The sequence below is a fragment of the Thiomonas sp. genome, from assembly GCF_054608695.1.
The window spans coordinates 44,171-68,444 of the sequence record NZ_JBTRXV010000005.1; the positions used below are offsets into that span (position 1 = coordinate 44,171).

The 24,274-nt window shown below is 63.0% G+C and carries 19 protein-coding genes and 1 pseudogene; 5 read left to right on the forward strand and 15 right to left on the reverse strand.

Annotated features, from left to right (window positions below; all coding sequences use genetic code 11):
- Nucleotides 1-3: 3 nt before the first annotated feature.
- The gene (locus ACYCUK_RS04060) at nucleotides 4-627 is read right to left on the reverse strand and encodes a PilN domain-containing protein (RefSeq protein ID WP_461593556.1); all 624 of its coding nucleotides are present in this window, start codon (nucleotides 625-627) and stop codon (nucleotides 4-6) included.
- Nucleotides 624-1,685, reverse strand: coding sequence for a pilus assembly protein PilM (locus ACYCUK_RS04065; RefSeq protein WP_233224353.1), 1,062 nt, complete (start codon nucleotides 1,683-1,685; stop codon nucleotides 624-626). The genes ACYCUK_RS04060 and ACYCUK_RS04065 overlap by 4 nt, the downstream gene beginning before the upstream one ends.
- Nucleotides 1,686-2,079: 394 nt before the next feature.
- Between ACYCUK_RS04065 and ACYCUK_RS04070 the strand changes: the two genes are divergently transcribed.
- Nucleotides 2,080-4,449, forward strand: coding sequence for a penicillin-binding protein 1A (locus ACYCUK_RS04070; protein ID WP_461593557.1), 2,370 nt, complete (start codon nucleotides 2,080-2,082; stop codon nucleotides 4,447-4,449).
- Nucleotides 4,450-4,451: 2 nt separating this feature from the next.
- Here ACYCUK_RS04070 and cyaY read toward each other — a convergent pair whose 3' ends face one another.
- Nucleotides 4,452-4,769, reverse strand: a complete 318-nt coding sequence (gene cyaY, locus ACYCUK_RS04075; RefSeq protein WP_461593558.1) for an iron donor protein CyaY — start codon at nucleotides 4,767-4,769, stop codon at nucleotides 4,452-4,454.
- Nucleotides 4,770-4,806: 37 nt separating this feature from the next.
- Here cyaY and lptM point away from each other — a divergent pair, with 37 nt between their 5' ends.
- Both lptM and lysA read left to right on the forward strand, forming a co-directional pair.
- Entirely contained in the window at nucleotides 4,807-4,965 is a 159-nt protein-coding gene (lptM, locus tag ACYCUK_RS04080; protein ID WP_112484679.1) for an LPS translocon maturation chaperone LptM, read from the forward strand.
- A gap of 92 nt (nucleotides 4,966-5,057) precedes the next feature.
- Nucleotides 5,058-6,356, forward strand: coding sequence for a diaminopimelate decarboxylase (lysA, locus tag ACYCUK_RS04085; protein WP_461593559.1), 1,299 nt, complete (start codon nucleotides 5,058-5,060; stop codon nucleotides 6,354-6,356).
- A 29-nt stretch (nucleotides 6,357-6,385) separates the two neighbouring features.
- Here lysA and ACYCUK_RS04090 read toward each other — a convergent pair whose 3' ends face one another.
- The 5 genes from ACYCUK_RS04090 to ACYCUK_RS04110 form a co-directional block, all read right to left on the reverse strand.
- On the reverse strand, nucleotides 6,386-7,078 hold the full coding sequence (locus ACYCUK_RS04090; RefSeq protein WP_461593560.1) for a protein-methionine-sulfoxide reductase heme-binding subunit MsrQ: 693 nt from the start codon (nucleotides 7,076-7,078) through the stop codon (nucleotides 6,386-6,388).
- Nucleotides 7,079-7,092: 14 nt separating this feature from the next.
- On the reverse strand, nucleotides 7,093-8,103 hold the full coding sequence (gene msrP / locus ACYCUK_RS04095) for a protein-methionine-sulfoxide reductase catalytic subunit MsrP (protein ID WP_461593561.1): 1,011 nt from the start codon (nucleotides 8,101-8,103) through the stop codon (nucleotides 7,093-7,095).
- 342 nt (nucleotides 8,104-8,445) lie between these two features.
- Nucleotides 8,446-9,894 carry a c-type cytochrome biogenesis protein CcsB gene (gene ccsB, locus ACYCUK_RS04100; protein ID WP_461593562.1) on the reverse strand — a complete coding sequence of 483 codons (1,449 nt, stop codon included), beginning with the start codon at nucleotides 9,892-9,894 and terminating at the stop codon, nucleotides 8,446-8,448.
- Between the two features lie 13 nt (nucleotides 9,895-9,907).
- Nucleotides 9,908-12,106, reverse strand: a complete 2,199-nt coding sequence (locus ACYCUK_RS04105; RefSeq protein WP_461593563.1) for a cytochrome c biogenesis protein ResB — start codon at nucleotides 12,104-12,106, stop codon at nucleotides 9,908-9,910.
- Between the two features lie 318 nt (nucleotides 12,107-12,424).
- The gene (locus tag ACYCUK_RS04110) at nucleotides 12,425-13,153 is read right to left on the reverse strand and encodes a c-type cytochrome (RefSeq protein ID WP_461593564.1); all 729 of its coding nucleotides are present in this window, start codon (nucleotides 13,151-13,153) and stop codon (nucleotides 12,425-12,427) included.
- 49 nt (nucleotides 13,154-13,202) lie between these two features.
- On the opposite strand from ACYCUK_RS04110, the gene yihA reads away from it, so the two are divergent.
- Nucleotides 13,203-13,904: a ribosome biogenesis GTP-binding protein YihA/YsxC gene (gene yihA, locus ACYCUK_RS04115; protein ID WP_461593565.1), complete on the forward strand. Its 702-nt coding sequence runs from the start codon at nucleotides 13,203-13,205 to the stop codon at nucleotides 13,902-13,904.
- Nucleotides 13,905-13,939: 35 nt separating this feature from the next.
- Here the strand turns inward: yihA and ACYCUK_RS04120 are convergent, their stop codons facing one another.
- The 4 genes from ACYCUK_RS04120 to groES form a co-directional block, all read right to left on the reverse strand.
- Nucleotides 13,940-16,444: a patatin-like phospholipase family protein gene (locus ACYCUK_RS04120; RefSeq protein WP_461593566.1), complete on the reverse strand. Its 2,505-nt coding sequence runs from the start codon at nucleotides 16,442-16,444 to the stop codon at nucleotides 13,940-13,942.
- A gap of 139 nt (nucleotides 16,445-16,583) precedes the next feature.
- A complete protein-coding gene (locus tag ACYCUK_RS04125) occupies nucleotides 16,584-17,774 on the reverse strand; it encodes a zinc ribbon domain-containing protein (RefSeq protein WP_461593567.1) in 1,191 nt (396 codons plus the stop codon).
- A gap of 363 nt (nucleotides 17,775-18,137) precedes the next feature.
- Complete coding sequence (gene groL / locus ACYCUK_RS04130; RefSeq protein WP_461593568.1) at nucleotides 18,138-19,775, reverse strand: chaperonin GroEL; 1,638 nt, start codon at nucleotides 19,773-19,775, stop codon at nucleotides 18,138-18,140.
- Between the two features lie 37 nt (nucleotides 19,776-19,812).
- Complete coding sequence (gene groES, locus ACYCUK_RS04135) at nucleotides 19,813-20,103, reverse strand: co-chaperone GroES (protein WP_112484670.1); 291 nt, start codon at nucleotides 20,101-20,103, stop codon at nucleotides 19,813-19,815.
- A 194-nt stretch (nucleotides 20,104-20,297) separates the two neighbouring features.
- Between groES and ACYCUK_RS04140 the strand changes: the two are divergent.
- Nucleotides 20,298-20,484 (forward strand): annotated as a pseudogene (locus ACYCUK_RS04140) (IS5/IS1182 family transposase); the annotation flags it as partial.
- A 145-nt stretch (nucleotides 20,485-20,629) separates the two neighbouring features.
- Here ACYCUK_RS04140 and ACYCUK_RS04145 read toward each other — a convergent pair.
- The 3 genes from ACYCUK_RS04145 to ACYCUK_RS04155 all read right to left on the reverse strand — a co-directional run bounded on the left by ACYCUK_RS04145 (nucleotide 20,630) and on the right by ACYCUK_RS04155 (nucleotide 23,757).
- The gene (locus tag ACYCUK_RS04145) at nucleotides 20,630-21,808 is read right to left on the reverse strand and encodes an MFS transporter (RefSeq protein ID WP_461593569.1); all 1,179 of its coding nucleotides are present in this window, start codon (nucleotides 21,806-21,808) and stop codon (nucleotides 20,630-20,632) included.
- A gap of 271 nt (nucleotides 21,809-22,079) precedes the next feature.
- Nucleotides 22,080-22,505 carry an aconitase X swivel domain-containing protein gene (locus ACYCUK_RS04150; protein ID WP_461593570.1) on the reverse strand — a complete coding sequence of 142 codons (426 nt, stop codon included), beginning with the start codon at nucleotides 22,503-22,505 and terminating at the stop codon, nucleotides 22,080-22,082.
- Nucleotides 22,506-22,515: 10 nt separating this feature from the next.
- Nucleotides 22,516-23,757 (reverse strand): aconitase X, encoded by a 1,242-nt coding sequence (locus tag ACYCUK_RS04155; RefSeq protein WP_461593571.1) that lies wholly within the window; start codon nucleotides 23,755-23,757, stop codon nucleotides 22,516-22,518.
- Between the last annotated feature and the right edge of the window lie 517 nt (nucleotides 23,758-24,274).

Consider the following 24,274-nt stretch of genomic DNA (forward strand, 5'->3'; position numbering starts at 1 on the left):
TCCTCAGCCTGCAGGGTTGGTGTTGGCCGGGGCCGCGCCGGAAGCCGAACCCGCCGGCGCCCCCGGGCGCTTGAGCGTGGCACGCAACTGGAAGGCCGACACGGTCTGGGTGTTGCCCTTGGAAATTTGGGTGGTGACGGAGCGGATCTCGATCAACTCGGGCTTTTCCAGCCAGCCCTTGGTGTCGGCCAGATTGCGCAGCAGATCGGCCACGCGCTCCTGGCTCAAAGCCGTGCCCTGCACGAGCACCGACTGCCCTTCCTGTTTGATCGAGGTGATTTGCACCCCAATCGGCGTGTCCCTGGTCAGGTCGTCGAACAGGTAGACCGGCAGATTGCGATCCGACTGCAGGTTTTCCACCGCCTGCTGGCGTGCGCGCAGGCTTTCAATCTCCTGGCGCAAGGTGGCGATATCCTTGATTTGCGCGTCGAGCTGGGCGGTTTGCGCCTTGAGGAAGTCGTTGCGCGACTGCTGCTGGTCGATCATCGCGCTCAGCACGGTGTAAGCCAGGCCCAGCAGCAGCAGGCCGACGATGAGCGACGCCGCCACCCCGACGAAGAAGGCCTCGCGCCGCTTCTTGCGCTTGGCCTCGCGGTGCGGCAACAGGTTGATCAGGACGATGTTCATTGCAAAAACCTGCGCATGGCCAGACCGCAACATGTGAGATAGCTCGGCGCTTGCAGGCGCAGTTTTTTCTCACGCACCTGATCGCCGATGGCCATGCCCTCGAAGGGGTTGAGCACCAGGCAGGCGGTGGACGTCAGCTGGGTGATTTTCTCCACCAGGCCGGGCAGCGAGGCGGTGCCGCCAGCCAGCAGCACATAATCGACCTTGCTGTTGGGGGTGGCGCGGAAGAAGAACTGCAGTGCGCGGGCCAACTCCTGCGCCATGCCTTCGATGAAAGGCTCCAGCACCTGGGAGGTGTAGTCGTCGGGGAGGTCGGCATTGCGCTTTTTCGCCTCGGCTTCTTCCTGCGAGAAACCGTAGTGGCGGGCGATGGCCTGGGTCAGTTGCTGGCCGCCGAAAGTCTGGTCGCGGTCATACTGGGTTTCGCCGTTGCGCAGCACCTGCATCGAGGTGCTGGAGGCGCCAATTTCAAACAGGGCGACGAGCAGGTCGTGGCCCCCGCGCGGCAGGCGCTCGATCAGCCTGCCGGCAGCCAGCCGCGAGGCGAAGGAGTCGATGTCCATGATCTGCGGCTTGAGCCCGGCCGCTTCGGCGATGGCCTGGCGATCCTGCACCTTGTCGCGGCGCGAGGCGGCGATCAGCACCTCCTGGTCGCCAGGGGAATTGAGGCTGGGGCCGAGGACGCTGAAATCGAGCGCGACGTCTTCAATGGCGAAGGGGATGTACTGGTTGGCCTCGGTCTCGACCTGAACCTCGACCTCCTCTTCGCGCAAGTCGCCGGGCAGGACGATTTTCTTGCTGATGACGGCCGATGATGGCAGCGCCAGCGCCACGTTTTTGGTTTTGGTGCCGCTCTTTTTCACCAGCTTGCGCACGGCGTCGACCACGTCATCGTGTTTTTCGATGTTGCCGTCGGTGATGGCGCCTTTCTCGAGTGGCTCGATGGCGGCGCGCACCAGGGTGTAGCGGTTTTGCTCATCCAGCGCCAACTCGACCAGCTTGACACTGGAGCTGCTGATGTCCAGGCCGATCAGCGGCGCGTAGCGCTTGCGAAGCATGCTGCTGAAGATGGACAACACAACCCCCTGAATGAGTGGAACTTGAAAAAGCTCGCTGGGAACTGATGGCCGCATCGACCCGGGCGGCATGAGTTCAATGTTTTTTTCAATCCTAACAACAAGTGTTTGATTGTTTGTCAGGTTTTCCCGCGGCCAACCGTGATTCGTTGCAAAAGACCCACGGGTGCACAGACGAAGGCGGCGCGCCAAACGGAAAATCCCGATGGCTCTCCGAGAATTTTTACAATCGGACATCTTCTCGGGGCTGGCGCATCAACCCGGTTTCGCGCCCCCCACCGTCTTCCCGGCCTTCGTCAGCGTTCGGATCGCGCTCGCCCCTGGCCCCGCGACCCAACCGGCCCACCTCCTGCACCGCTCGCACCTCCCGAGATCTATGGCGATATCCCCGCCCACCAAACCTCCGCCCGACCCTTCCACCGCCCCTCGCAGCCTGGGAGTTCGGCTCGTGGGTGGCCTCATTGCCATGCTGACGGGTCTGTTTTTGGCCGCGGTTCTGCTCGTCGGCGTGGTTCTGGCTTTCGCCTGGCCGCGCCTGCCCGATGTTCAGCAACTGCTGGACTACAAGCCCAAGCTGCCGCTGCGGGTGTATTCGGCCGACCATGCCTTGCTCGGCGAGTTCGGCGAGGAGCGTCGCGACTTCGTCCCGATCGGGCAGATTCCCAAAGTCATGAAGCTGGCCGTGCTGGCCACGGAAGACGACCGCTTCTATCAGCATGGCGGCATCGACTGGACGGGCGTTGCCCGCGCCGCGCTGGCGAACCTGCACAAGGCGAAGAGCCAGGGCGCCTCGACCATCACCATGCAGGTGGCGCGCAACTTTTATCTCAGCAGTGAAAAGACATTCACGCGCAAGCTCTTCGAGCTGCTGCTGGCGCTGAAGATCGAGCGCGAACTGAGCAAGGACCAGATTCTGGAGCTCTACATGAACCAGATCTACCTTGGCCAGCATGCCTACGGCTTTTCAGCCGCGGCGCAAACCTATTTTGGCAAGCCTTTGGCGCAAATCAGCCTGGCGCAGGCGGCCATGCTGGCCGGGCTGCCCAAAGCGCCTTCGGCCTACAACCCCTTCGTCAACCTGCCGCGCGCCAAGATTCGCCAGCAGTATGTCCTCGGCCGCATGCGCGCTTTGGGCTGGATCAGCGCCGACGACTACGCCCAGGCCCAAGATGCCGCACTCGGCCTGCGCGCCAGCCGCGCCGCCGAAACCTCGGTCCATGCGAGCTATGTGGCGGAGATGGTGCGGCAGGCCATGTTCGCGCGCTATGGCGAGCAGGCTTACACCCGCGGCCTCAACGTCACCACCACCATCGTCAGCCGCGATCAGGACGCTGCCTGGCGAGCCCTGCACACGGGGGTGATGCGCTACGAACTGCGCCAGGTCTGGCGCGGCCCCGAGGCCTATATCGACCCCCCGACCCAAGCCTCGCTGTGGCCGCAAACCGTCGACGACGCCTGCAACGATCACCCCGACACCGAGGGTCTGCGCTGCGCCGTGGTGACGGCGGCCAGCCCGAAGCAGGTGCAGGTGATGCGCCCGGGCGGCGAGTTGCTGGACGTGGCCGGCGACGGCCTGCAGCAGGTCGCCGCCCTGGGGCTGGGGCCCAAGGCGCAGCCCAACGTGGCCTTGCGCCCGGGCGCCGTGGTGCGCATCTGGAAGCAACCTCAAGGGCGCTGGGTCATCACCCAGATCCCCCGCGTGCAAGCGGCGTTCGTGGCGATGAACCCGAACGACGGCGCGATCCAGGCGCTGATCGGCGGCTTCGACTTCCAGCAGAACGAGTTCAACCACGTCACCCAGGCGCAGCGCCAGCCGGGGTCGAGCTTCAAGCCTTTCGTCTACTCGGCCGCGTTGCACAAGGGCTTCATGCCGCCGACCATGGTGAACGACGCGCCGCTGTTTTTCGACGCGGCCGCCACCGGCGGCCAGGCCTGGGAGCCGAAAAACTATGACGGCACTTACGACGGGCCGATCACCCTCAAGCAAGGCGTGGCGCAGTCCAAGAATATGGTCGCCATCCGCGTGCTCGACAGCATCGGGCCGAAGTACGCGCAGCAATGGAGCCGCCGGTTCGGCTTCGACGCCAGCAAGCAACCGCCCTACCTCACCCTGGCGCTGGGCGCGGGCTCGGCCACGCCGATGGACATGGTGCGTGCCTACGCGGTGTTCGCCAATGGCGGCTATCTGTTGCAGCCTTATTTCATCAGCTCCATCAGCGACGCCTCGGGCCGTGTGCTGGCCGCGCCCAAGCCCCAGCGCGCCGGCGACCCAAGCCTGCGCACCATCACGCCGCGCAACGCCTTCGTCATGAGCACCTTGCTGCAAGAGGTGACGCGCACCGGCACGGCGGCGCGCGCCCAGGCCGAACTCAAACGACCCGACCTCTACGGCAAGACCGGCACCACCAACGATTCGGTGGACGCCTGGTTCTGCGGCTACAACCCGCAACTCGCGGCCGTGGCCTGGGTGGGTTACGACACACCGCTGAAACTGGGGGCGAAAGAAACCGGCGGGCGCGTGGCACTGCCCATCTGGATCGACTTCATGCGCACCGCGCTGCAAGGCGTTGCCGTGACGCAATACGCCCCGCCTCCCGGTGTCGTGCAGCTGGGCAACGACTATGTGTACGACGACTATGCCGCCGGTGGCGGCGTGCATGCGCTCGACATTCCAGCAGCAGCACCGCCGCCAGCCGCTTCAAGCGCGGAAGACGCCCTCTCCAAGCTGTTCCCGACGCGCAACTGAATTCAGAGCGGCGCCAGCAACGGCCCGCCTTGTTGACGCACCGCCTGCTGCACCAAATCCTCGAAGCGCAAGCCGCTGCGCGTGTCCAGCCACTGCCCGGCGCCGTAGCGGAAGTGATAGGCGCCGGATTTGCTTGCCAGCCATAATTCCTGCAGCGGCGCTTGCAGATTGATGATGATTTTCTCGTCGTTGTCGAGTTCCAGGGTCAGCACCGAGCCTTCGCGCTTGGAGTCGATATCGGCAGCGTCGGCGGCCGTTTCCACCCGGCTCAACATGGCATCGGCAAGGCTCAAATAGTCGGTTTGCGGCAGGTCGTTCATGAGGTGGTTTTCCGGGTGCGGCTGATACACTGAATCGATGCTTGACCGAACCATTCTAGGAACAAGATTTGCCCGTACAGCGCGCATTGTCGGACTCGCCGTGCTGCTCGCCGCATGCGGTCTGTTGAGCGCTTGCGGCCAGCGTGGGCCGCTGTATTTGCCCAAGCCGCCGCCCGCCGCTCCGAGCCAGGGCTGATCGTCTCAGCCGTCACGCCCATTGCGCCAGGCCGCGTTGTTTCGCCCGTGCGCCATGGACCCAAACCCTTCCTCAACCACGACAACCAGCCCATGTCGCAACCCTCTGCTGCCTTCACCGAACTTCCCGGCCATCCGCACCTGGCCTACCGCAATGGCGCCTTGATGGTCGAGGCGGTACCTGCGGCCGAGCCGGCGCGGCAATTCGGCACGCCGCTGTATGTGTACTCGCGGGCCGGCATCGAGCAGGCGGCGGGCGCGTATCAGGCTGCGGCGCAGGGCAAGCCGGTTTCGCTGCGCTACGCGGTCAAGGCCAACTCCAGCCTGGCCGTGCTGCAACTGCTGGCGCATCTGGGTTGGGGTTTCGACATTGTTTCCGGCGGCGAACTGGCGCGGGTGCTGGCCGCCGGCGGCGAGGCGTCCAAAGTGGTGTTCTCGGGCGTCGGCAAGCTCGACGCCGAGATGCGTGCGGCGCTGGAAGCTGGCGTGCAATGCTTCAACGTGGAGTCGCAAAGCGAACTGCGGCGCCTGAGCCGCATTGCCGGCGAGCGCGGCGTGGTCGCCCCGGTCAGCCTGCGCATCAACCCCGACGTCGACGCGAAAACCCACCCCTATATTTCCACCGGCCTGAAGGGCAACAAGTTCGGCATTCCCCAGGGATTGGCGCGCACGGCCTATACCGACGCGGCGCTGCTGCCGAACCTGCGCGTCGTCGGCATCGACTGCCACATCGGCTCGCAGATCACGCAGATCGGACCCTACCTGGACGCGCTCGACCGCATCCTCGATCTGGTGGCCGACATCGAGCATCACGGCGTCAAGCTCGAGCACATCGACCTCGGCGGCGGGCTCGGCATTCGCTACGCCGACGAAACCCCGCCGAGCATCGCCGCCTGGATGGGCGCCTTGCTCGAACGCCTGGCGCAGCGCGGCTATGGCCACCGACAGGTGATGTTCGAGCCGGGGCGCTCCGTGGTGGGCAATGCGGGCCTGCTGCTGACCGAGGTGGTCACGCTCAAGTCCAGCCTGGAGCGCCACTTCGCCGTGGTGGACGCCGCCATGAACGACCTGATGCGCCCGGCGCTCTACCAAGCGTGGCAGGCCATCGTGCCGGTGCAGCCACGCGACGGCAAGCACAGCCTGCGCTACGACGTGGTCGGTCCGGTGTGCGAGTCCGGCGACTGGCTGGGGCGCGAGCGCGAACTCGACCTGCGCGAGGGCGACCTGCTCGCCGTGCTCTCGGCCGGCGCTTACGGCATGGCCATGGCCTCGAACTACAACACCCGCCCACGCGCCGCCGAAGTGCTGGTGGACGGCGCTCGAGTCCACCTCATTCGTGAACGCGAAAACCTCGAGCACCTGGTGGCGGGCGAACAATTGCTGGTGTTCTGAACGCCGGGCCCCGGCCCGCCATCACGCCATCAAACCCGCGCCGGCAACTGTGCGCGGCGCGCCTGCAGCCGTCGTTCCTGCCACGCCTTGGCCACACGCCAGCCGAGCAGCACGGCAAGCATCAGGGCGTAGATCTTCGGATCGGCCGTGTTGTTCTTCGCGAGCTTGCCCCACCAGTCATGGAACACGGCGACGATGGCCACGACATAAACCAGCTTGTGCAAGGCCTGCCAGCGCGCTGCACCCAGGCGCTTGATCATGCCGTTGGTCGAGGTGGCGGCCAGCGGCAGCATCAACGTGAGCGCCGTCATGCCGGCGAGCACGAAGGGATGTTTGACCACATCCTTCAGCACGGCATCGAGGCTGAAATCATTGACCAGCCAGAGATAACAGGTGAAGTGCAGGCTTGCGTAGCTGAAGGCGAACAGCCCGAACATGCGCCGCAGCCGCGCCAGCTCGGCCCAGCCGGTGAGTTTGCGCAGGGGCGTGATGGCAAGGGTCGCCAGCAGGAAGCGCAAGGCCCACAGCCCGGTGGTCCAGATCAGCGTCTGCTCGGGGTTGGGGCCGAGTTCCACCGTGAAGGCTCGCCACACCAGCAAGGACAGCGGCAATAGGCACAGGACGAAGACCACGGGCTTGAACCAGCGGGCCTGCAGGGTTGCACGGCGCCAGCGAAGTGACAGCCGAGCCTGTTTCGGGGCCAAAGGCGTGGAGGCGTTCATGATCCCGGAATCGCTCAAAAAGCTTGGGTCAGGTTCATGCCCTTGTACAGGCTGGCGACTTGCTCGCCATAGCCGTTGAACATCTTGGTGGGAATGCGAGGCGAGAACAGGCCGCCAAAACCACCCTGGCCGATACGGCGCTCGTTCGCCTGGCTCCAGTTCTGCGGGCTGACGTTGGGGTTGACGTTGGAGTAGAAGCCGTACCACTGCGGCACCGCGCGCATCCATGAGGTGATCGGCTGCTTTTCCACGAGACGGATTTTGACGATGGACTTGCCGCCCTTGAAGCCGTACTTCCAGGGAATCACCATGCGCATGGGGGCGCCGTCCTGATTCGGCAGCACCTCGCCATACAGGCCGAACGTCAGCAGCGTGAGCGGGTGCATGGCTTCGTCCATGCGCAGGCCTTCGAGGTAGGGCCATTGCAGGATGGGGTCGTTCTGCCCCGGCATCTCGGCATGATTGAGCAGCGTGATGTATTCCACATACTTGGCGTTGCCCGTGGGCTGCACCGCCTTGATCAGGTTGGAGAGCGAATAGCCCAGCCAGGGGATGACCATGGACCAGCCCTCGACGCAGCGGTGGCGGTAGATGCGTTCCTGCATCGGTGCGAGCTTGCGCAGGTCGTCGATGTCGAAGGTGCGCGGCTTGCCCACTTCGCCCTCGACCACCACCGTCCAGGGCTGCGTGCGCAAGCTGCCGGCGTTCCTCGCCGGGTCGCTCTTGCTGGTGCCGAATTCGTAGAAATTGTTGTAGCTGGTCACGTCCTTGTAGGGCGTGAGCGCCTCCTTGGTGGAGAGCGCGACGTCCTTGGTGGCGGGCAGCAGCGGCAGGTTTCCGGGATGGGCCGCATCGGCCACCGTCGCAGGCACGGCGTGCGCGCGCTGCGCTGCGACCGCAGCGACCGTCGCTGCGGCACCGGCCCCGGCTGCGGCGAGGAAGCGCCGCCGATCGCGATAGGCCTCGCGCGGGGTGATGTCGGACGGCACGGGATGCTCGAAACCTTGCTCTTGGCGCTTGTTCATGACGACCTCTCGGTGGTGTGCAGTGAGTGTGCAGTGTTGGAGCCCCGCTTCATCGCCCGGTTTCAGGCGCTGTGAGCCTAGACATTCAGTTCAGACATTCGCCTCGGGCCCCTGTGCCTGTGGATGGACGAGAAACCGGCAGGTTTATTCCGGCCTTGCTCCCCATGCCCATCCCCGCGGGTGTTGCGGTTAGGGTTTGGTCGAACCATGGCCCGAAACCTTACACGTGCGCGCCAACCCTGTTTTGCTGACGGCTACTTTCTTCTACGCCGCATCCCGGGGCACAGATTCGCTGCGCAACAAAAAGGCCCCGAAGGGCCTTTTTATGGCTTCAAGTGCCAGTCACAGCTTGCCGTAGGAATGCAGGCCGGAGAGGAACATGTTGACGCCGAGGAAGGCAAAGGTCGTCACCAGCAGGCCGGTGAGCGCCCACCAGGCCGCCACTTGGCCGCGCAAACCCTTCATCAGGCGCATGTGCAGCCAGGCCGCATAGTTCAGCCAGACGATGAGCGCCCAGGTTTCCTTCGGGTCCCAGCTCCAGTAGCCGCCCCAGGCTTCGGCAGCCCACATCGCACCCAGAATGGTGGCGATGGTGAAGAAGGTGAAGCCGATGGCGATGGACTTGTACATCACGTCGTCCATGACTTCCATGGAGGGCAGATGCATGGCGATGCGCTTGCGGCCGTAGAGAATGCCCCCGACGATCAAGGCCGAGATGCCGGCGAACACACCCCAATACTCGGAGATGCCGCCCTGACGGAACACCATGGGTTCGAAGAACATGGTGAAACCCAGCAGCCACAGCGGCGCCAACTTCCACAGCGACGTGGTGGTGGCATGGGCCTTGATGAGGTAGGCGAAACCGACCATGGCGGCAATGGCGAAGGTGCCGTAGCCGATGAAGTTGGCCGGGACGTGAATCTTCATCCACCAGCTTTGCAAGGCGGGCACCAGGGGCTGGATGACATAGCCGCTTTGCGCGAAGCTGAACCACAGCAGGAACACCACCGCGGCACTGACCACGAGCATGGCGAAAGCGCCCATGCTGCGGGTCTTGTACTTGTATTCGAAATACAGGTAGAGAGCGGTCGTGAGCCAGGAGAACAACACGAACACTTCATACAGATTCGACAGCGGGATATGGCCGACGTCGGCGCCGATCAGATAGCTCTCGAACCAGCGCATCATGGTGCCAACCAGCGCCATGGTGATGCCGACCCAGGCCAGACGCGAGCCGAACAGTTGCGGAAAGTTGGATTGCCAGCCGCGCCCATCGCGAATCATGGCGCCTTCACTCACTGGGCCGCCCGCTGTCATCGTGCCGCCGGCCAGGGATTGTGCCGGCCCTGTGAACATGCCCACCCAGTACGACGCGGTGCTGAGGAAGAACAGGAAGGCCATCCACATGATGGCGGTCTGGCTGGAGAGGAAGTACTTGAGGAAGAAGTTCTGCTCGCCACGCGCCAGCACGGGCACACCGGCGGGGCCGTTGTACAGCCAGATGCCGAAGAGCGACAGCACGGCGACGGCAATCGCCAGATTCTTGATCGCCGTCCAGCCCCAACCGAGGAACAGCAGGGAGGTCGTCGCGCCCAGGAAAATGAGCTTGACGTAGTAGTTCATATCCTGGCCGTAGCGGCTCAGGACGTAGGCATCCCCGCCGGCGATCAGCGCGAGAAAGATCCAGTCGTAGGTCGATCGACGGCGCAAGTAGGCCAGCGGGCCGGTCTGCTTCACATCTTGCAGGCCCGAACCCAGGCCTAAGGTGTGGGATTTACTGGTGAGTTCCATGGCGAAAGTCCCTTCAGGGGTGATCCGAACCCGGCGCTGCAGATGCCGCAGAAGCCGGTGCCTGTGATCCTACGCCCAGGGAGGCAGAGCGTAGGGTTTCAAATTCTTTTTCAAATTCGAGTGTGCGGCGATTGGTGCTCATGGCCATCAAGGTCTTGCTGCCCGATGGGCCGTTGTCGCGCACCAGGAACCACACCCGGCGCTCGCGGATATAGAGCATGGAGAACACGCCGAGGATGAGCAGGATGGCGCCGAAGTAGACGATGTATTTGCCCGGGGCACGCGCCACCTGGAAGATGCTGGCCTGGACCTGTTTGAAGTTGGTGAGCTGCAGATACAGCGGCGCCGGGTAGAAGGTGGAGTCGGACAATGCGAGCACGGCCGCATTGAAAAAGCGGTTGTTGTCGGGAGTGTCGACCGCCGGCGCCTGGCCGGCCTGGGCACGCGAGACTTGCCACAGCTGCCACAGCGTGCCGTTGAGCACGCGGATGAACACATCGGATGCCTTGGTCAATTCAGCCTTGGGCACATTGAGTTCCAGGAACTCGGCCAGGGCCGGCAGGCCGCCGGGCGCCTTCACCAGGGGCTGTCCGGTCTTGGGATCGCGCGGAATATTGCCGGCAAAGATATCGAGGGTGCGGCCGGCCGTGGCCCGCAACTGCTGCACCAGAGCCGGTGCCGCGCCTGGAGGCAGTGACTCTTTCACGTAGGCATCGACGGCCTGCTGGCGTGCGGTGGGGTTGTCGAGCGCGGCGCGGAAGTTCATCCAGCCATCGACTGAATCCTTCGAGTCGGCGGGAATGCGCAGGTAGTGGTAGGCACCGCCGAGTTCGCTGCGCTCCCCGGCGAGGAAAATCTTGGTGCCATCGAGTTCGACTGGCAGCATGTAGTTGAAAAACTCGTGGGCCTGCCCGGCAGCATCGCGCAATTTGTAGATGACAGCCGGACCGACATTGGTCAGCTGGTTGGTTTCGTTGCGCTTGACGGCGGCGCCCAGGTGCTGCTCGAACAACTGCGTGAGGCCCTGGCCGGCCGGCTTCTTGCCGCTTTCCTCGGCACGGCTCAGGTTCTCCACATTCATCAGGCGAAAACCGGTGAGTTCGAGCCGCAGGGCCTGATTGCCGTTGGTGAGCTGGCGTGAGCTGCCGACATCGCCCTTGAGATCGAAGGTTTTGTCGCCCGGGCCTTGCATCGGCCAGGCCTTGAGCATCAGATGCGAGCCGCCGTCGTCGAAGCCGGACTGGAACACCGTGACGCCGTCGTACTCCAGCGGCTCGTTCACCTTGATCGTCGCCGGGAAGGTTTTGCCGGTTTTGCGGTCGGTGATTTCCACATTGCTGGCGAACAGCCGCGGCATGCCGGTGGAGTAGAAATCGACCACGAACTTCTTCAGCGTGATGATGAACGGCAGCGGTTGCAGCACCGAGCCGTCACCAATGGTCAGCACCGCGGTGTTCGAGCTGCCGCCTTCGGGGATGGACAGGTTGCCACGGTAGGTGGGGTTGTGCACGGACAGGATGTTCTGCGGCGGAACCTGGGAGATTTCCATGTTCGACTTCAGCGCCTGCTTGCCCGTCAGCAGCATCTGCAGCCTGATCATCAGGTCGCCGTCGAGCAGACCGCCGAGGCAGATGAGCACGAAGGCGCTATGCGCGAGGATGTAGCCGATGCGGTTGAGCCCGCCGGTCTTGGCCGCCACCATGGTGGCGCCTTGCGGATCGCTCTCCACCGGCTGCACCTTCACGCCATAGCCATGCCCCTTGAGCTGGGCCACGAGGTGCGCCACCATGTTCTCGCGTGGCGCATCCACCTCGACCTCGGCCTTTTCGTGGAAGGAGCGCAGTCCCTGCTCACGAATATTCGCCTTGTAGCTCTTCAGGTCGGCAATGATCTTGGGCGTGTTGCGGGTCAGGCACAGGGTGGTGGACGCCGTCAGGAACCCCATGATGAGCAGGAACCACCAGGAACTGTAGACATTGAACAGGTCGATGCGGTGGAACACCGTGGCCCAGAACGGGCCGAACTGGTCGATGTAGTTGTTCAGCGGCTCGCCCTGCTGCAGCACCGTGCCGATGATGCTGGCAATGGCCACGACCACCAGCAGCGAAATGGCAAAGCGCATGGACGACAGCAGTTCGACGAAGCTGCGCCAAGAGCGGGAGCCGCGGCGCAACTGCAAACCGGAAGTGCTGACGTTGGATAGGGATGACATGGATTTCGGATTCGAAGCCGGCGGTGCGCCGATCAGGCTTTGCCGCGGATGCGGCCATTGCAGCGGGACATCAGCGTCGGTTGCGCCCGACTGGATCGGGCTGCAGGCAGAACAATGGATGTCGCCAGAAATGCCAAGACCCGCTCCCGATTGCGCCCAAATACGGGCCTGAGTATGAGTCGACGTTGGTCCAAGCGGTTTTTTGAAGGGCTTTTCGACATCTGCACTATAGCAAAACCTGCCTTTTCCGCCCTTGCCATATCCACGGTTGATTGATGGAAACCCATCATGGCATGGAGCAGCACCGGGTGGAAACGTTCAACGCAAACCTGCAACAAAATCTGACACATCACGAATCTGGCGATCGCTCATGCGCGAGGCAATCTCATGCATGGGGGTATTGTCGCCCCGCGCCCCGGTGCGAAAGGCGTGCAGTTGGGCTGCGACATACTCCGACCATTGTCCGGCCAGTCGCGGATACTCTCCGGGGAGACCCAGGCCGCCAGGGCCATGGCAAGCGGCGCAGGCCGGCACCATGCGGTTGGCAATGCCACCGCGCCAGATCCCCTCGCCAATCTTGACCCATTCGGCATGGGTCGCGATGGCGGGCTTGATGGTCTGGCGGCTGTAGTAATCGGCCAGATCCCGCATGTCCTGCGGCGACAAGGTGGATGCGATGCCGTTCATGATGGCATTCACCCGCTCCGGCTTCTTGCCGGGGGCGGCAGGTTTGAAGCGCGTCAACTCCTGGACGATGTAGCCGGAGCGCTGCGACGCCAGCTTGGGAAACTGCGTGCTCGTGGCGTTGCCGTCGATCCCGTGGCAGGCGGCGCAGGTCTGCGCCAGTTGCTTGCCATGCGCAAGCTGCGCCGCCGTAGGCGCGGTGGCCGAGACTTCGAAGGTCGGTGCGGTGGGCGCAGCGCCTTCTGCAGCGGCGGCCGCGGCCGCCACGGCAAGCAGCAATGCCCCCAGCGCAGCCCGAACGGGCACGAAGGCGCGGTGGTCAGGAGCTGGGGTTGGACGCAAACCTTCCTCGTCTGGCAGCATGGCGACTTGTATGGGGAATAAGATGCCGCATGCTAACGACGTATAAGTCATGACGAATATAGGGAATTCCAGCACACCCGCAACCAAGGCGGCCGCCGATACCAGTCCGCTGCTGCAATCGGCCCGGTTTTTCACCACGGCCGCGCAGTTCAACCAGCTTCCCGCCGGCAACTTGCCGGAAGTGGCTTTCGTCGGCCGCTCCAACGCCGGGAAATCCACCGCCATCAACGTGCTGTGCGGTCAGCGCCGTCTGGCGTTCTCGTCGAAGACGCCCGGGCGCACCCAGCACATCAATCTGTTCACGGTCGGCCTGGGCGGCGCCTCGGCCGGGCTGCTGGCCGACCTGCCGGGCTATGGCTACGCCTCGGTGCCACTGGCCACCAAACAACGCTGGGAGCGCTTCATCGCCCAGTATCTGGCGCAACGCGCGCAGCTCGTGGGGCTGGTGTTGATTGCCGACAGCCGCCACGGTCTCACGCCGCTGGACTGGACGCTGCTGAGCTATTCCTCACCCGCCGCCCTGCCCGTGCATGTGCTGCTGACCAAGGCCGACAAGCTCACCCGCAGCGAACAGCACGCCCAGGCCCAGGCCGTGCGCGACGACCTGCAGCGCCATGCCGCGGGGGCGGGCCTGATGGCGCCCACTTCGGTGCAGATGTTCTCGGCCACCAAGCGCCAAGGCCTGCTCGAGGCCAGCCAGGTGCTGGAAGACTGGCTGCAGGCCCCTGCGGACGGGGAACCAGCGGTTTAGGGCCTGTTAACCCGCTTGCGAAGTTGCCGCCGCCGTCAGGGGCGCCCGAGCATCAGGTAGTAGTTCACCGTCTGCCCCGGCGCCTTGCCGATGCCGAAGTAAACCGGCCCGAGCGGCGTGTCGGCGCCGAGGTAGAGCGCCAGGCTGGATTGCAAATCGCTCAGGGACACTTGATTCCGGTTCGCCCAGGCATTGCCGCGCTCCAGATTCACGCCAGCGTAAGTGGCGCCGCCGAACAGCCCGGCGGTGGTGATTTCGGTGCGCAGACCCAAGCGGAAATACGCCAGGTAGTTGCCGATGATCTGGCCCTCCTGGAAGCCCGAGAGTTGGTCGAAGCCGCCGAGCGCGAAGTAGTTGTAGCCGGTGCCCGAGATGTCGCGGAAGCTGGCCAGCCGCGTCGCCGCCTCCACCGTCTGCCGACCGAAGCTCTGGTCGATCTGGCCCGACAGGTCGAGGCGCACATAGTTGGCGGCGCTGCCCAGCTTGCGGTCGGCGCTGAAGGTCTCCAGACGCGCGCGCCAGCCCTCGCGCGGGAAATAGGCATGGTCCAGCCGGTCGAACGTGGCCAGGGCGCGGATGCCGGCCTCGCGCACGCTGCCGCTCAGGTTGCTGCTGCCCAGGATGGTGTTGGCCGAAATCTGCGCCACGCTGTAGCCCAGGCGCAGCTCGCCGTAGTCGGCCACCGGCGTGCCGATGTCCAGCCCCACGCGCGAGGTGCTCAGGCGGTAGCGATCGATGGCCTGGCTGCCGGCGTAGACGTCGATCGGGCGCGCATCCAGATCGAAATACGGCGCCAGGAAAACGCGGTCGGTGTTGTCCAGCGGCTGGTACAGCTCGGACAGCCAGCGATTCTCCCAGCCCAGCTGCACGAAGTTGCGCCACTCCCCGCCCAGGTTGTTGAGCCAGGGCCGGCGCTGGGCGAGCTGCAACTCGAAGCGGGTCTGGTTGCGCAGATTGGTGTAGAGCCCCAGGCCGAAGCGCAGAAAGTTGGGCCCCCAGGGCTTGTCGGCGACGCGGTAGACCAGCGCGTCGCTGCCGTCGGGCTCGTCGTAGAGCCGGTAGTCGACGCGTGAAAAATCGCCCAGTCCGGAAAGCTGGTCGACATCGTCGTGCACGTCGCTGAAATTCAGCGGCTTTCCCGGCTTTTGGCGCAAATTGGCTTCGAGTGCGGGCGCCGGCGCCCACTTCGAGCCTTCCACCCGCACCGAATCGATGGGCAATTCGCCGAGGCTGGCCACGAGGCCTTGCGCCTGGGTGTCGACCTTGATGCGCCAGGCCCGATAGGCCTCGGGCGACAAGGCATAGCGCGACAGCTGCGGCGCCGCCGCCATGGTGGCGGCATAGCCGTCGCGCAAGGCCTGCTCGCCCCTGTTGAAATCGAGCGAGGAGATGTCGCCCAGCGCCGGCGTGACCAGCACGTCGGCCGGGGTCAGGGACTTGAGCTGGACTTCGACGTTCTGCTCCATCAGGATGTTGATCATCTGCCCCGTGAGCCCGACGATGCTGCCCAGGGCCTCGCGCGAGGACAGCGGGGTGGAGATGTTCACCGCGATCACCACTTGCGCCCCCATGGCGCGCGCGACGTCGACGGGCATGTTGTCCACCAGTCCGCCATCGCCCAACAGCTCGCCGTGGGTTTCGATCGGCGGAAAGACGCCGGGCACCGACATGCTGGCCCGCAGGGCCGTGGCCAGCGCACCGCGTTGAAGAATGACTCTGCGCCCATTCACCATATTGGTGGCCACGGCGCGAAAGGGAATCGGCAAGTCGGCGAAGTTGCGCACGGCGCGCGTCTGCAACGTGAGGTTGGTCAGCACCGTTTCGAGCGCGGTGCTGTTGATGGCCGCATCGGGCAGGCTGAGCTGGCCGCGGCCGTTGATGCCCAGCTCGATGCCGCCAGGCATGCGCGTGTCATCGGACTTGCGCTGGAAATCCAGCCCCGCGCGCGGCGGCCGACCGCGGAAGATCGCGTTCCAGTCCAGCCCCGCCACTTGCTGCCGCAGCACCGCCAGCGGCACCCCAGCGGCATACAGCCCGCCCACGATGGCCCCCATGCTGGTGCCGGCGATGCAGTCCACCGGGATGCGCAGCTCGCGCAACGCCATCAGCACGCCGATATGCGCCAGCCCCCGCGCCCCGCCGCCGGACAGGGCCAGGCAAATGCGCGGCTCGCGCGCCTGGGCCGCATCGGCATGAGCGCTTGGCATGGTTGCCGCTGGCGTCGCTGTGGCAGGCTGCGCTGCGGCAGGTGGTGTCGCAGTGGTTGGCGTTGCCTGGCCCGCTTCGGGCGGCAGTCCTCCCGCACCCTCCTGCGTGGTGGCGGCACCCTTGCGCGGCAAGCCTGCCGCGCCCGGCGTGATGTGCGCCGCAGCTTTGGGCACACCCAGCGCTGCCGGTGCCACGTCGCGCAACGGCACGGTCGGCTTGGGGGTGGAATGTCCGTCCGGGGCCGCCTCCGCCGGCGCGGGACTCGCCACGGCCACCCCCAGGGAGAGGGCGGATAAGCAGAAATAGTGGTGAAGTCTTCGGGTCGCGCGCATGGTTGTGAAGCCTAACGAACACCGCTCAAGGCGTGGCAAACCCATCGAAGGTTTTTGCAGCGATGCTGCGCAAGCACGCAAAAATCGGGCCTCGGCGGCGCTGGCGCCCTCCGAGGCCCGGGCTGCGCGCCTTACCGCCTTACCTGGAATGCAAGGGTTGCCCGCAACGGCGGCAGAAGGCATCGTCCGCCGCGACGACGGCACCGCATGCCGGACACAGCCTGGTGTCGGCGCTGGCTGGACTTGCGAGCCCCGGTTGCGCTGGAGTTTCGGCCAAGGGCCCGGAGGGTTGGATCGGGCCCGGCGTTGGCGCGCTTGCCTCGGGGGTGGCGCCCGGCGTTGCATCCTGAGTCGCTTCCGAGGGCGCAGGCGGCGCGGAGCCCGTGCCCGGCTTGTAGCCGTCCAGCTTTTGCTTGAACTGCGACAAGCGCTGGCCGACCAATTCAGCCGCTTCCGAGCCCACCCCCTCGTTGACCGCGCGATAGACGAAGATCAGGCCCAGGACGTAGATCAGGCTGACGACGGACCAGGCGAGGAAGGTCACCAGCCCGATGGAAATTCCGGCGCCGCCGAAACCGTAGCTGGTCATCTGCGCCAACAACAACTGCATCAGGCTCGAGCCATCGCCGGCCTCGAAGCCGCCCAGCCCGACCGCCGCATACATCCTGGCGATCTCGGTGCTGGCGCCGAACACCAGGCCGAAGATGAAGACTGCTGCCGGAAACACGACCAACCCCAGCACCAGAAAATGCATGAGCACTTCCAGCGGCTTCTTGATGACGATGTCAGCCGCACGCGACAGGCTGGAGATCAATCCCTCGCCATGCCAAATGGCCGCCACCATCAAGGGCGTGGCCAGCACCAGCACGGCATACGCCAGCGCGACGATCACCACCGAGGGCCCGGCGAGGAGGAAGCCAAAGACCCCGCCGACGCCGGGAATGCGCCCGAGCAGCGACAGCAGGTAGGCCGCCACCAGCACCATGGCAAAGCCCACACCGAGCAGGATGAGCGCGCCAATCACGTGGAGCGCCGCCTGCAGGCCGCCGAGAAATGCGGCGCCGAAGCCGCGCACCGGCTGGTCGTAGGCCTGATCGACCAGCATCAGGCCGCTGGCGTTGATGCCAATAATGGCAATGATGGCCCCGACCAAGCCCATCAGCATGCTCACGGCGTAGCTGCCGGAACTGGCCGTGGCAGCGGCCCCGCCCATCATGGCCAGCCCGGCCAGAATGAAGCTGCCCGCCAGCATCGCGAGCGCCTGCCAGTTGTGCAGCGCCTCGTAGCTGCGCAACAGCACGCCGAGGTTGTTGGTGGTTTTCACGGTCATCGCAATCTCCCTGTGTGGTTCATCGCGCCGCATGGCGAAAGCGGCCTGGCATCCATCCAGCCGCAAGCTCTCTGGCAAGGTGCGGCTTTGAAAACCGCCAGCGATCGATCGTACGACCACCGGACGTTTCGGCAAGACTTGGGGCGGCAGCAGCGCCCTCGACGGCAAATGGCGCGGGGCTGGCCCATGGTGTGACCTCGCAAGGCTTGCGGCAAGAGCTGGCCAAAAAAAATGGGCCCGCAAACCGCAAGGTCCGCAGGCCCATCATCGTTCCCGGCGGCCGCAAGCGGCCGCCGTCCCTTTCGGGCCGGAGCTTCATGGAGCGGCATGACGCCGCACCTGAAACCCCGCGAACTGGACGCTTTACATGTCCATGCCGCCCATGCCGCCCATGCCACCACCCATCGGCGGGGCTGCGGTGTCGTCCTTCGGTGCGTCCGCCACCATGCACTCGGTGGTCAGCAGCAGTCCGGCGACGGAAGAGGCGTTTTGCAGCGCGGTACGGGTGACCTTGGTGGGGTCCAGAATGCCCATCTCGATCATGTCGCCATACTGGCCGTTGGCGGCGTTGTAGCCGTAGTTGCCTTGGCCTTCCAGCACCTTGTTGAGCACGACGCTGGGTTCGTCGCCAGCGTTGGCGACGATCTGGCGCAGCGGCTCTTCCACGGCGCGCATCACCAGCTTGATGCCGGCTTCCTGGTCGGGGTTGGCACCCGTGACCTTGAGGTTGACGCGAGCGCGCAGCAGCGCCACGCCACCACCGGCGACGATGCCTTCTTCCACCGCAGCGCGCGTGGCGTGCAGGGCGTCTTCGACACGGGCCTTCTTCTCCTTCATTTCCACTTCGGTGGCAGCGCCAACCTTGACCACGGCCACGCCGCCGGCCAGTTTGGCCACGCGCTCTTGCAGCTTCTCGCGGTCGTAGTCGGAGGTGGCTTCCTCGATCTGGATGCGGATCTGCTTGACGCGGGCTTCGATGTCGGCAGCAACACCGGCGCCGTCGATCACGGTGGTGTTTTCCTTCGCCGCTTCCACGCGCTTGGCCTGGCCCAGGTCGGCCAGCGTCACCTTCTCCAGGTTCATGCCGGTTTCTTCCGAAACCACCTTGCCGCCGGTGAGGATGGCCAGGTCTTCCAGCATGGCCTTGCGACGATCGCCGAAGCCGGGAGCCTTGACGGCCACGGTCTTCAGGATGCCGCGAATGCTATTGACCACCAGCGTGGCCAGAGCTTCGCCGTCCACGTCTTCAGCGATGATCAGCAGCGGGCGGCCCGACTTGGCCACTTGCTCCAGAACCGGCAGCAGATCGCGAATGTTGGAGATCTTCTTGTCGTTCAGCAGCACGTACGGGTTGTCCAGCACGGCAACCTGACGATCCTGGTTGTTGATGAAGTAGGGCGACAGGTAGCCGCGGTCGAACTGCATGCCTTCGACGATGTCCAGCTCGTTGTTCAGGCTCTTGCCGTCTTCGACGGTGATCACGCCTTCCTTGCCCACCTTGTCCATCGCCTCGGCGATGATCTGGCCGACGTCCTCGTCGGAGTTGGCCGAGATGGTGCCGACCTGCGCGATTTCCTTGCTGGTGGTGCAGGGCTTGGAAATTTTCTTCAGTTCTTCGACCAGGGCGATCACAGCCTTGTCGATGCCGCGCTTGAGGTCCATCGGGTTCATCCCGGCGGCCACATACTTCATGCCTTCGCGGGCCATCGCATGCGCCAGCACGGTGGCGGTGGTGGTGCCGTCGCCGGCGTTGTCGCTGGTCTTGGACGCCACTTCCTTCACCATCTGCGCGCCCATGTTCTGCAGCTTGTCCTTCAGTTCGATTTCCTTGGCCACGGACACACCGTCCTTGGTCACGGTGGGGGCGCCGAACGAGCGCTCCAGCACCACGTTGCGGCCCTTGGGGCCCAGCGTGGCCTTCACGGCGTTGGCCAGAATGGTCACGCCGTCCATCATGCGTACGCGGGCATCCGCGCCGAACACTACTTCTTTAGCTGTCATGTGTATTTCTCCGATTGTGTAGGGGGGAGTGCTGCGCTTACTTCTCGATGACGGCCATCAGATCGTCTTCGCGCATCACCATCAGTTCGTCGCCGTCCACCTTCACGGTCTGGCCGGCGTACTTGCCGAACAGGACGCGGTCGCCGGCCTTCACGGCCATGGGCTGCAGGGTGCCCTTGTCGTCACGCTTACCCGGGCCCACGGCCAACACTTCGCCCTGGTCGGGCTTCTCGGCCGCGTTGTCGGGGATGAAAATGCCCGAAGCGGTCTTGGTTTCCTGTTCCACGCGCTTGACGATCACGCGGTCATGCAAGGGACGCAAATTCATTCGTGTTGCTCCTGTTGATGGAATTCGAGAGGTTGAAACGCACGCCACACCGCGAAGCGGCTGGCTAGGGGTGCTTGGAAGCTTGACTCGGTTGCGAGTTGGCGTTTCGCTAGCACTCACTGGATGCGAGTGCTAATTGTAGGGGCGAAGCTGCTGATTTCAAGTCTTGTCTTGCGAGAGATCGAGTTGCGCACATCCTGCACTCCGGACAGAAGCGCGGCCTGACGCGAACATTGCACGCCATGGTCAAGCGGCGCAGTACGATCGAACCCGCCATCGGCCACATGCAATCGGACGGGCGCCCTGGGCGACGCCCTGCATGCGGTGATGTGCGGCGCCGGCCACAACATCTGCCTGATCCTGAAGAAGCTGCGGCTTCTTTGCCCCCGAATCGCCCGCGCAATGCATGCGGTTGGCAGCGTATGGGGCGCCAGCTTTTATCGAAATGCCTCCGGTTGGCTGAAAACATTATTTTTCAGGATGGACTCAGTATTGACGTTACCAATTCATGGCGATTACACAAGAATCAATGCGCTACTTCAATAAGATCTGATAAGCGCATCTCAGTGTCTATCAGCCATACAAAGCCAGCGCCGATAACCATGAGGCCGCTCGCCACGATAAATGGCAAGGTCCAACTTCCGCTCCACTGCACAAGAGCGCCAAACGCGATAGGAGAAATAATTCCACCAACGTTGGCCCAAGTGTTCATCCATCCCGCGGAGGTCGATGCATACGATCCCCCCATGTCCATGGCAATAGCCCAGAAAATAGATATCGTGGCGTCAAGAAAGAAAAACGAGCAAGAAAAAAGCAGAATTGTTACAAACTGGCTTTGCGCATAGACGGCTGGCAAAAGTAGCAACACGGAACAAATCATGCCGACTGATGGAATGAGGCGCCTCCATAACTTCTTATTGCCTGTGCGCGCACATAAGTGATCGCACATTGCCCCCCCGAGGACGCTTCCCATCATTCCACCTATGAACGGAAGAAAACCATAAATACCGACCTTCAGCATCGTAAAATGGTGATCTTTGATCAAAAATGTTGGTAGCCAAGTGAGATAGATCGTCAGTGTGTAGAAGTAGCAGAAATCTGCAATACACAGGGCCCACATACTCCTGCTCTTGAGAACGGCACTCCAAAGCCTTTTTCCATGGATTAATTGATTTTTCTGAGTATGGCTTATCGATGGCGTGCGATAGACGATGAGCCATGCAAGGCCAATCGCCACGGTTGCAATACCGAATACCCAGAACGGTCCGGAGATGCCGAACGCGATGATGCTGGCAACCGAGAGTGGTACGGTGATTGCTGCGCCGAGTCGCGTCGCCGCATGCATCAATCCTTGCGACAGCGCCCGTTTGCCAGTGGGCACCCAGGGAGAAACACCGCCCGTCGCCGCAGGCATCGATGCAGCCTCCCCGGCCCCGGTGGCCGCTCGCATCCAGGCCAGTTGCCCGATGTTCAGAGCCGTAACGCCGCTAAGAATGGTGAAGACGCCATACCAAAGCACCATCAATCCTACAGAGCGCCTTGCCCCAAAAATGTCGGATAGATATGCTAGCAATGGTTGCAACAGGGTATAAGTGATCGCAAACGCGGAAAATATCCAGCCCATTGCGATTTTGCTCACATTTAGATCGGACATTAAATGCGGCGCGACAACCGACATCAATGTCTTGTCGGTGTAATTGCTCATGAAAACCATAGCTCCCATCCCCACAACGATCCAGGGATAGATCCGCCCCCGCTGATTCGCAATTAATAGCGGTGGTGCAGCGCCGTTCTCCGTTCTTGGTGTTATGCTCATTGTCGCCTCCTAGATATATTTTGGTTGGCAGGCCGTTTTCAATTCTCGGGCGCCTGCCTTTGCGCATTGCTCATAACACCCATATCAGATAGTGTGTCGCGAGCTACAGTTAAGAGCTGGTTATTGGGTTATTTATCCCCTATATTTAAGCGTGCCGTAGTTATGTGGCGCGGCGCAGAACTTCGATGATCTTGCGCACAGGATCGACACGCACCCAATCTCCCGTATGGATAATCTGAGCCGGATGTTGCGACCATCCTTCAGTGATTGTGATGTTGGCGAATATTGCGCCTTGCACCATGACAGGATTTGTGACCCCAAAGATGAAGGCGCGTGGCGCGATGCCTTTGTTTTTGATATCGTAAAAAGCCCAGCCAGCGGCAATTCCACCTTTTGCCGTCGGGAAAAAACAGATTTTGTCCTTGATATTCGTTCCTTCGAGTTTATGGCCTAGTTTTGTGATTATGCCGGTCCATCGATCGAGGTCGTACCGGGGTGAAAAACCCTCTTCGGAAATAACCGCTTCGCCTTCAACCACTGGGCCGAAGGCACGCTTGACGGTAATTGAGTCATGTTGGCCTTTCATCGTGGCGTCCTCAGACCAGTTTTCCCGTACACGCGATATCCACGCAGGCCTGTGTCTCGCGCAGAATGGTGTTGAAGCGATGTGCTCCGATGATGTTGACGATCTTTGATGAATTCGAAATCATGTTGGTCCATTGGTTTTTGATGCGCATTTCTGAGAGGTTTTCGAGGATGTAGAAGCACACACCTTCGAGCACAGTCACTCCCGCGTCTTCCAGATCTTTGAGGTAGCCCAGCTCACGAGCTGACGCTTTGACGGATGCGGCGGTCGTGACGAAGACTTGTGTCCCAGGATGGACATGGCGCCCGGCAAATCTCTGGGAGATGTCCTTCATCTCAAACAACGACAGTTGTGGCCCCGAGAAGACAACCAGATTGGCGCTTCGATCGCCCAAGCTGTAGCTTGCGTAGACGCGCGCCAAATCGCTGTCCGTGATGACCATTTCTTCGGCTGGCGCATTCGCTCCGAACGCTGCTTCCAACGTTGGGGCCTCTGGGGTTACGCCGACCATGTGGAACATTGCCATTGATCCGTAGCTGGCCAAGGCACAGCCGAGATGTTTCAGCTCGTCGGCAACGGGCGCGCGTCGCATGCCATGGAAAACAGGGACTGCGTAATAATTGGGATGTTTCTCGCCGACAATTTTTCCAATCGCCCCCCAGTCGGCAAGGTCATCGAGCTGCGCCTCTAAACGCACGCTGATCGTTCCTTTGCGATGATGTTCCAAATGAAAGCCGTATTCAGGCGTGCGGCCAGTGACTGCGGCAGCGAGCGCTGATGGCCCTCCTTCGAAATTGGTACGCGCGCCAAATACGGAATTGGCATAAATGACCGTGCCGGTGTCACCCCACGCCACATGCTCCCCGATGTGAGGTTGATAGACGGTTTGATAGTTGATGCACGTATCGCTGGTGCATACATTCATTTGGCGCAGGTACTGGATGATCTGCTTTTCCTTCACCGCCTCGGCAGGATGTTGGCCGAGCTTGTCGACGTAAGGAAAGTCCATGCACCGGGCATTGGTGGTGATTGGGACACTGCATCGTGTGTGGTGTTCGCACGCACGCTTCATGAAACCGAGACCCGCATCTCCCATCACTTCGATATCGCCCATCATGTGGGCATTTGTAATCTTGACGAACCGTTCGGCACCCCAGAATTTCCCGATCTCCAACTGGTATTCAAGGGCCTCTCGTACTGCCTCGCCGTTCTTGCCATCTAGCATGCCCTGTTCTTCAGGGGTAAGTCTCATAGTGTTCTCCATGCTTCATCAAAAATTGTTGTGATTACTTGTTGCCGCCTCACGCGGACTGCGCCGCTCGATGCAAGCGAGCCTCGAGATTTCGTCCACGCGCTGCTTGGGGGGTGGTCGGCTTCGAGGTATATGCCACACGCTGTTCAGGAATACGCTGTAATACATGAGGCCTTGTTTGGCACTCTGAGCGCGCGCAAAGACTGGCGCCACATGCGACCTGCGCCGACGACCCGGGCAAAAACGTTGCCTGCGCCATTCGTGCGCCTCCGCCGCCAGGTCAGTGGGCATCGGCGCGCGGACACGCACCCGCGGTGTGGCCTCGCCACGCCTCCCATATCGGATAAGCGCCCTGGTTTGTGTGGCACTGGGATTTGTGACGATGTCGGGCAAAACGCTTGTCTGATGGGCCGAGGCGGTATTGGCGATAGCGTCAGGTGCGCTCTTTAGCCCATGAGAGTTGACCTTGCGCCAAAGCCCAAACACACGCACGAGCGCGCCGCATCGCAGGCCTCTC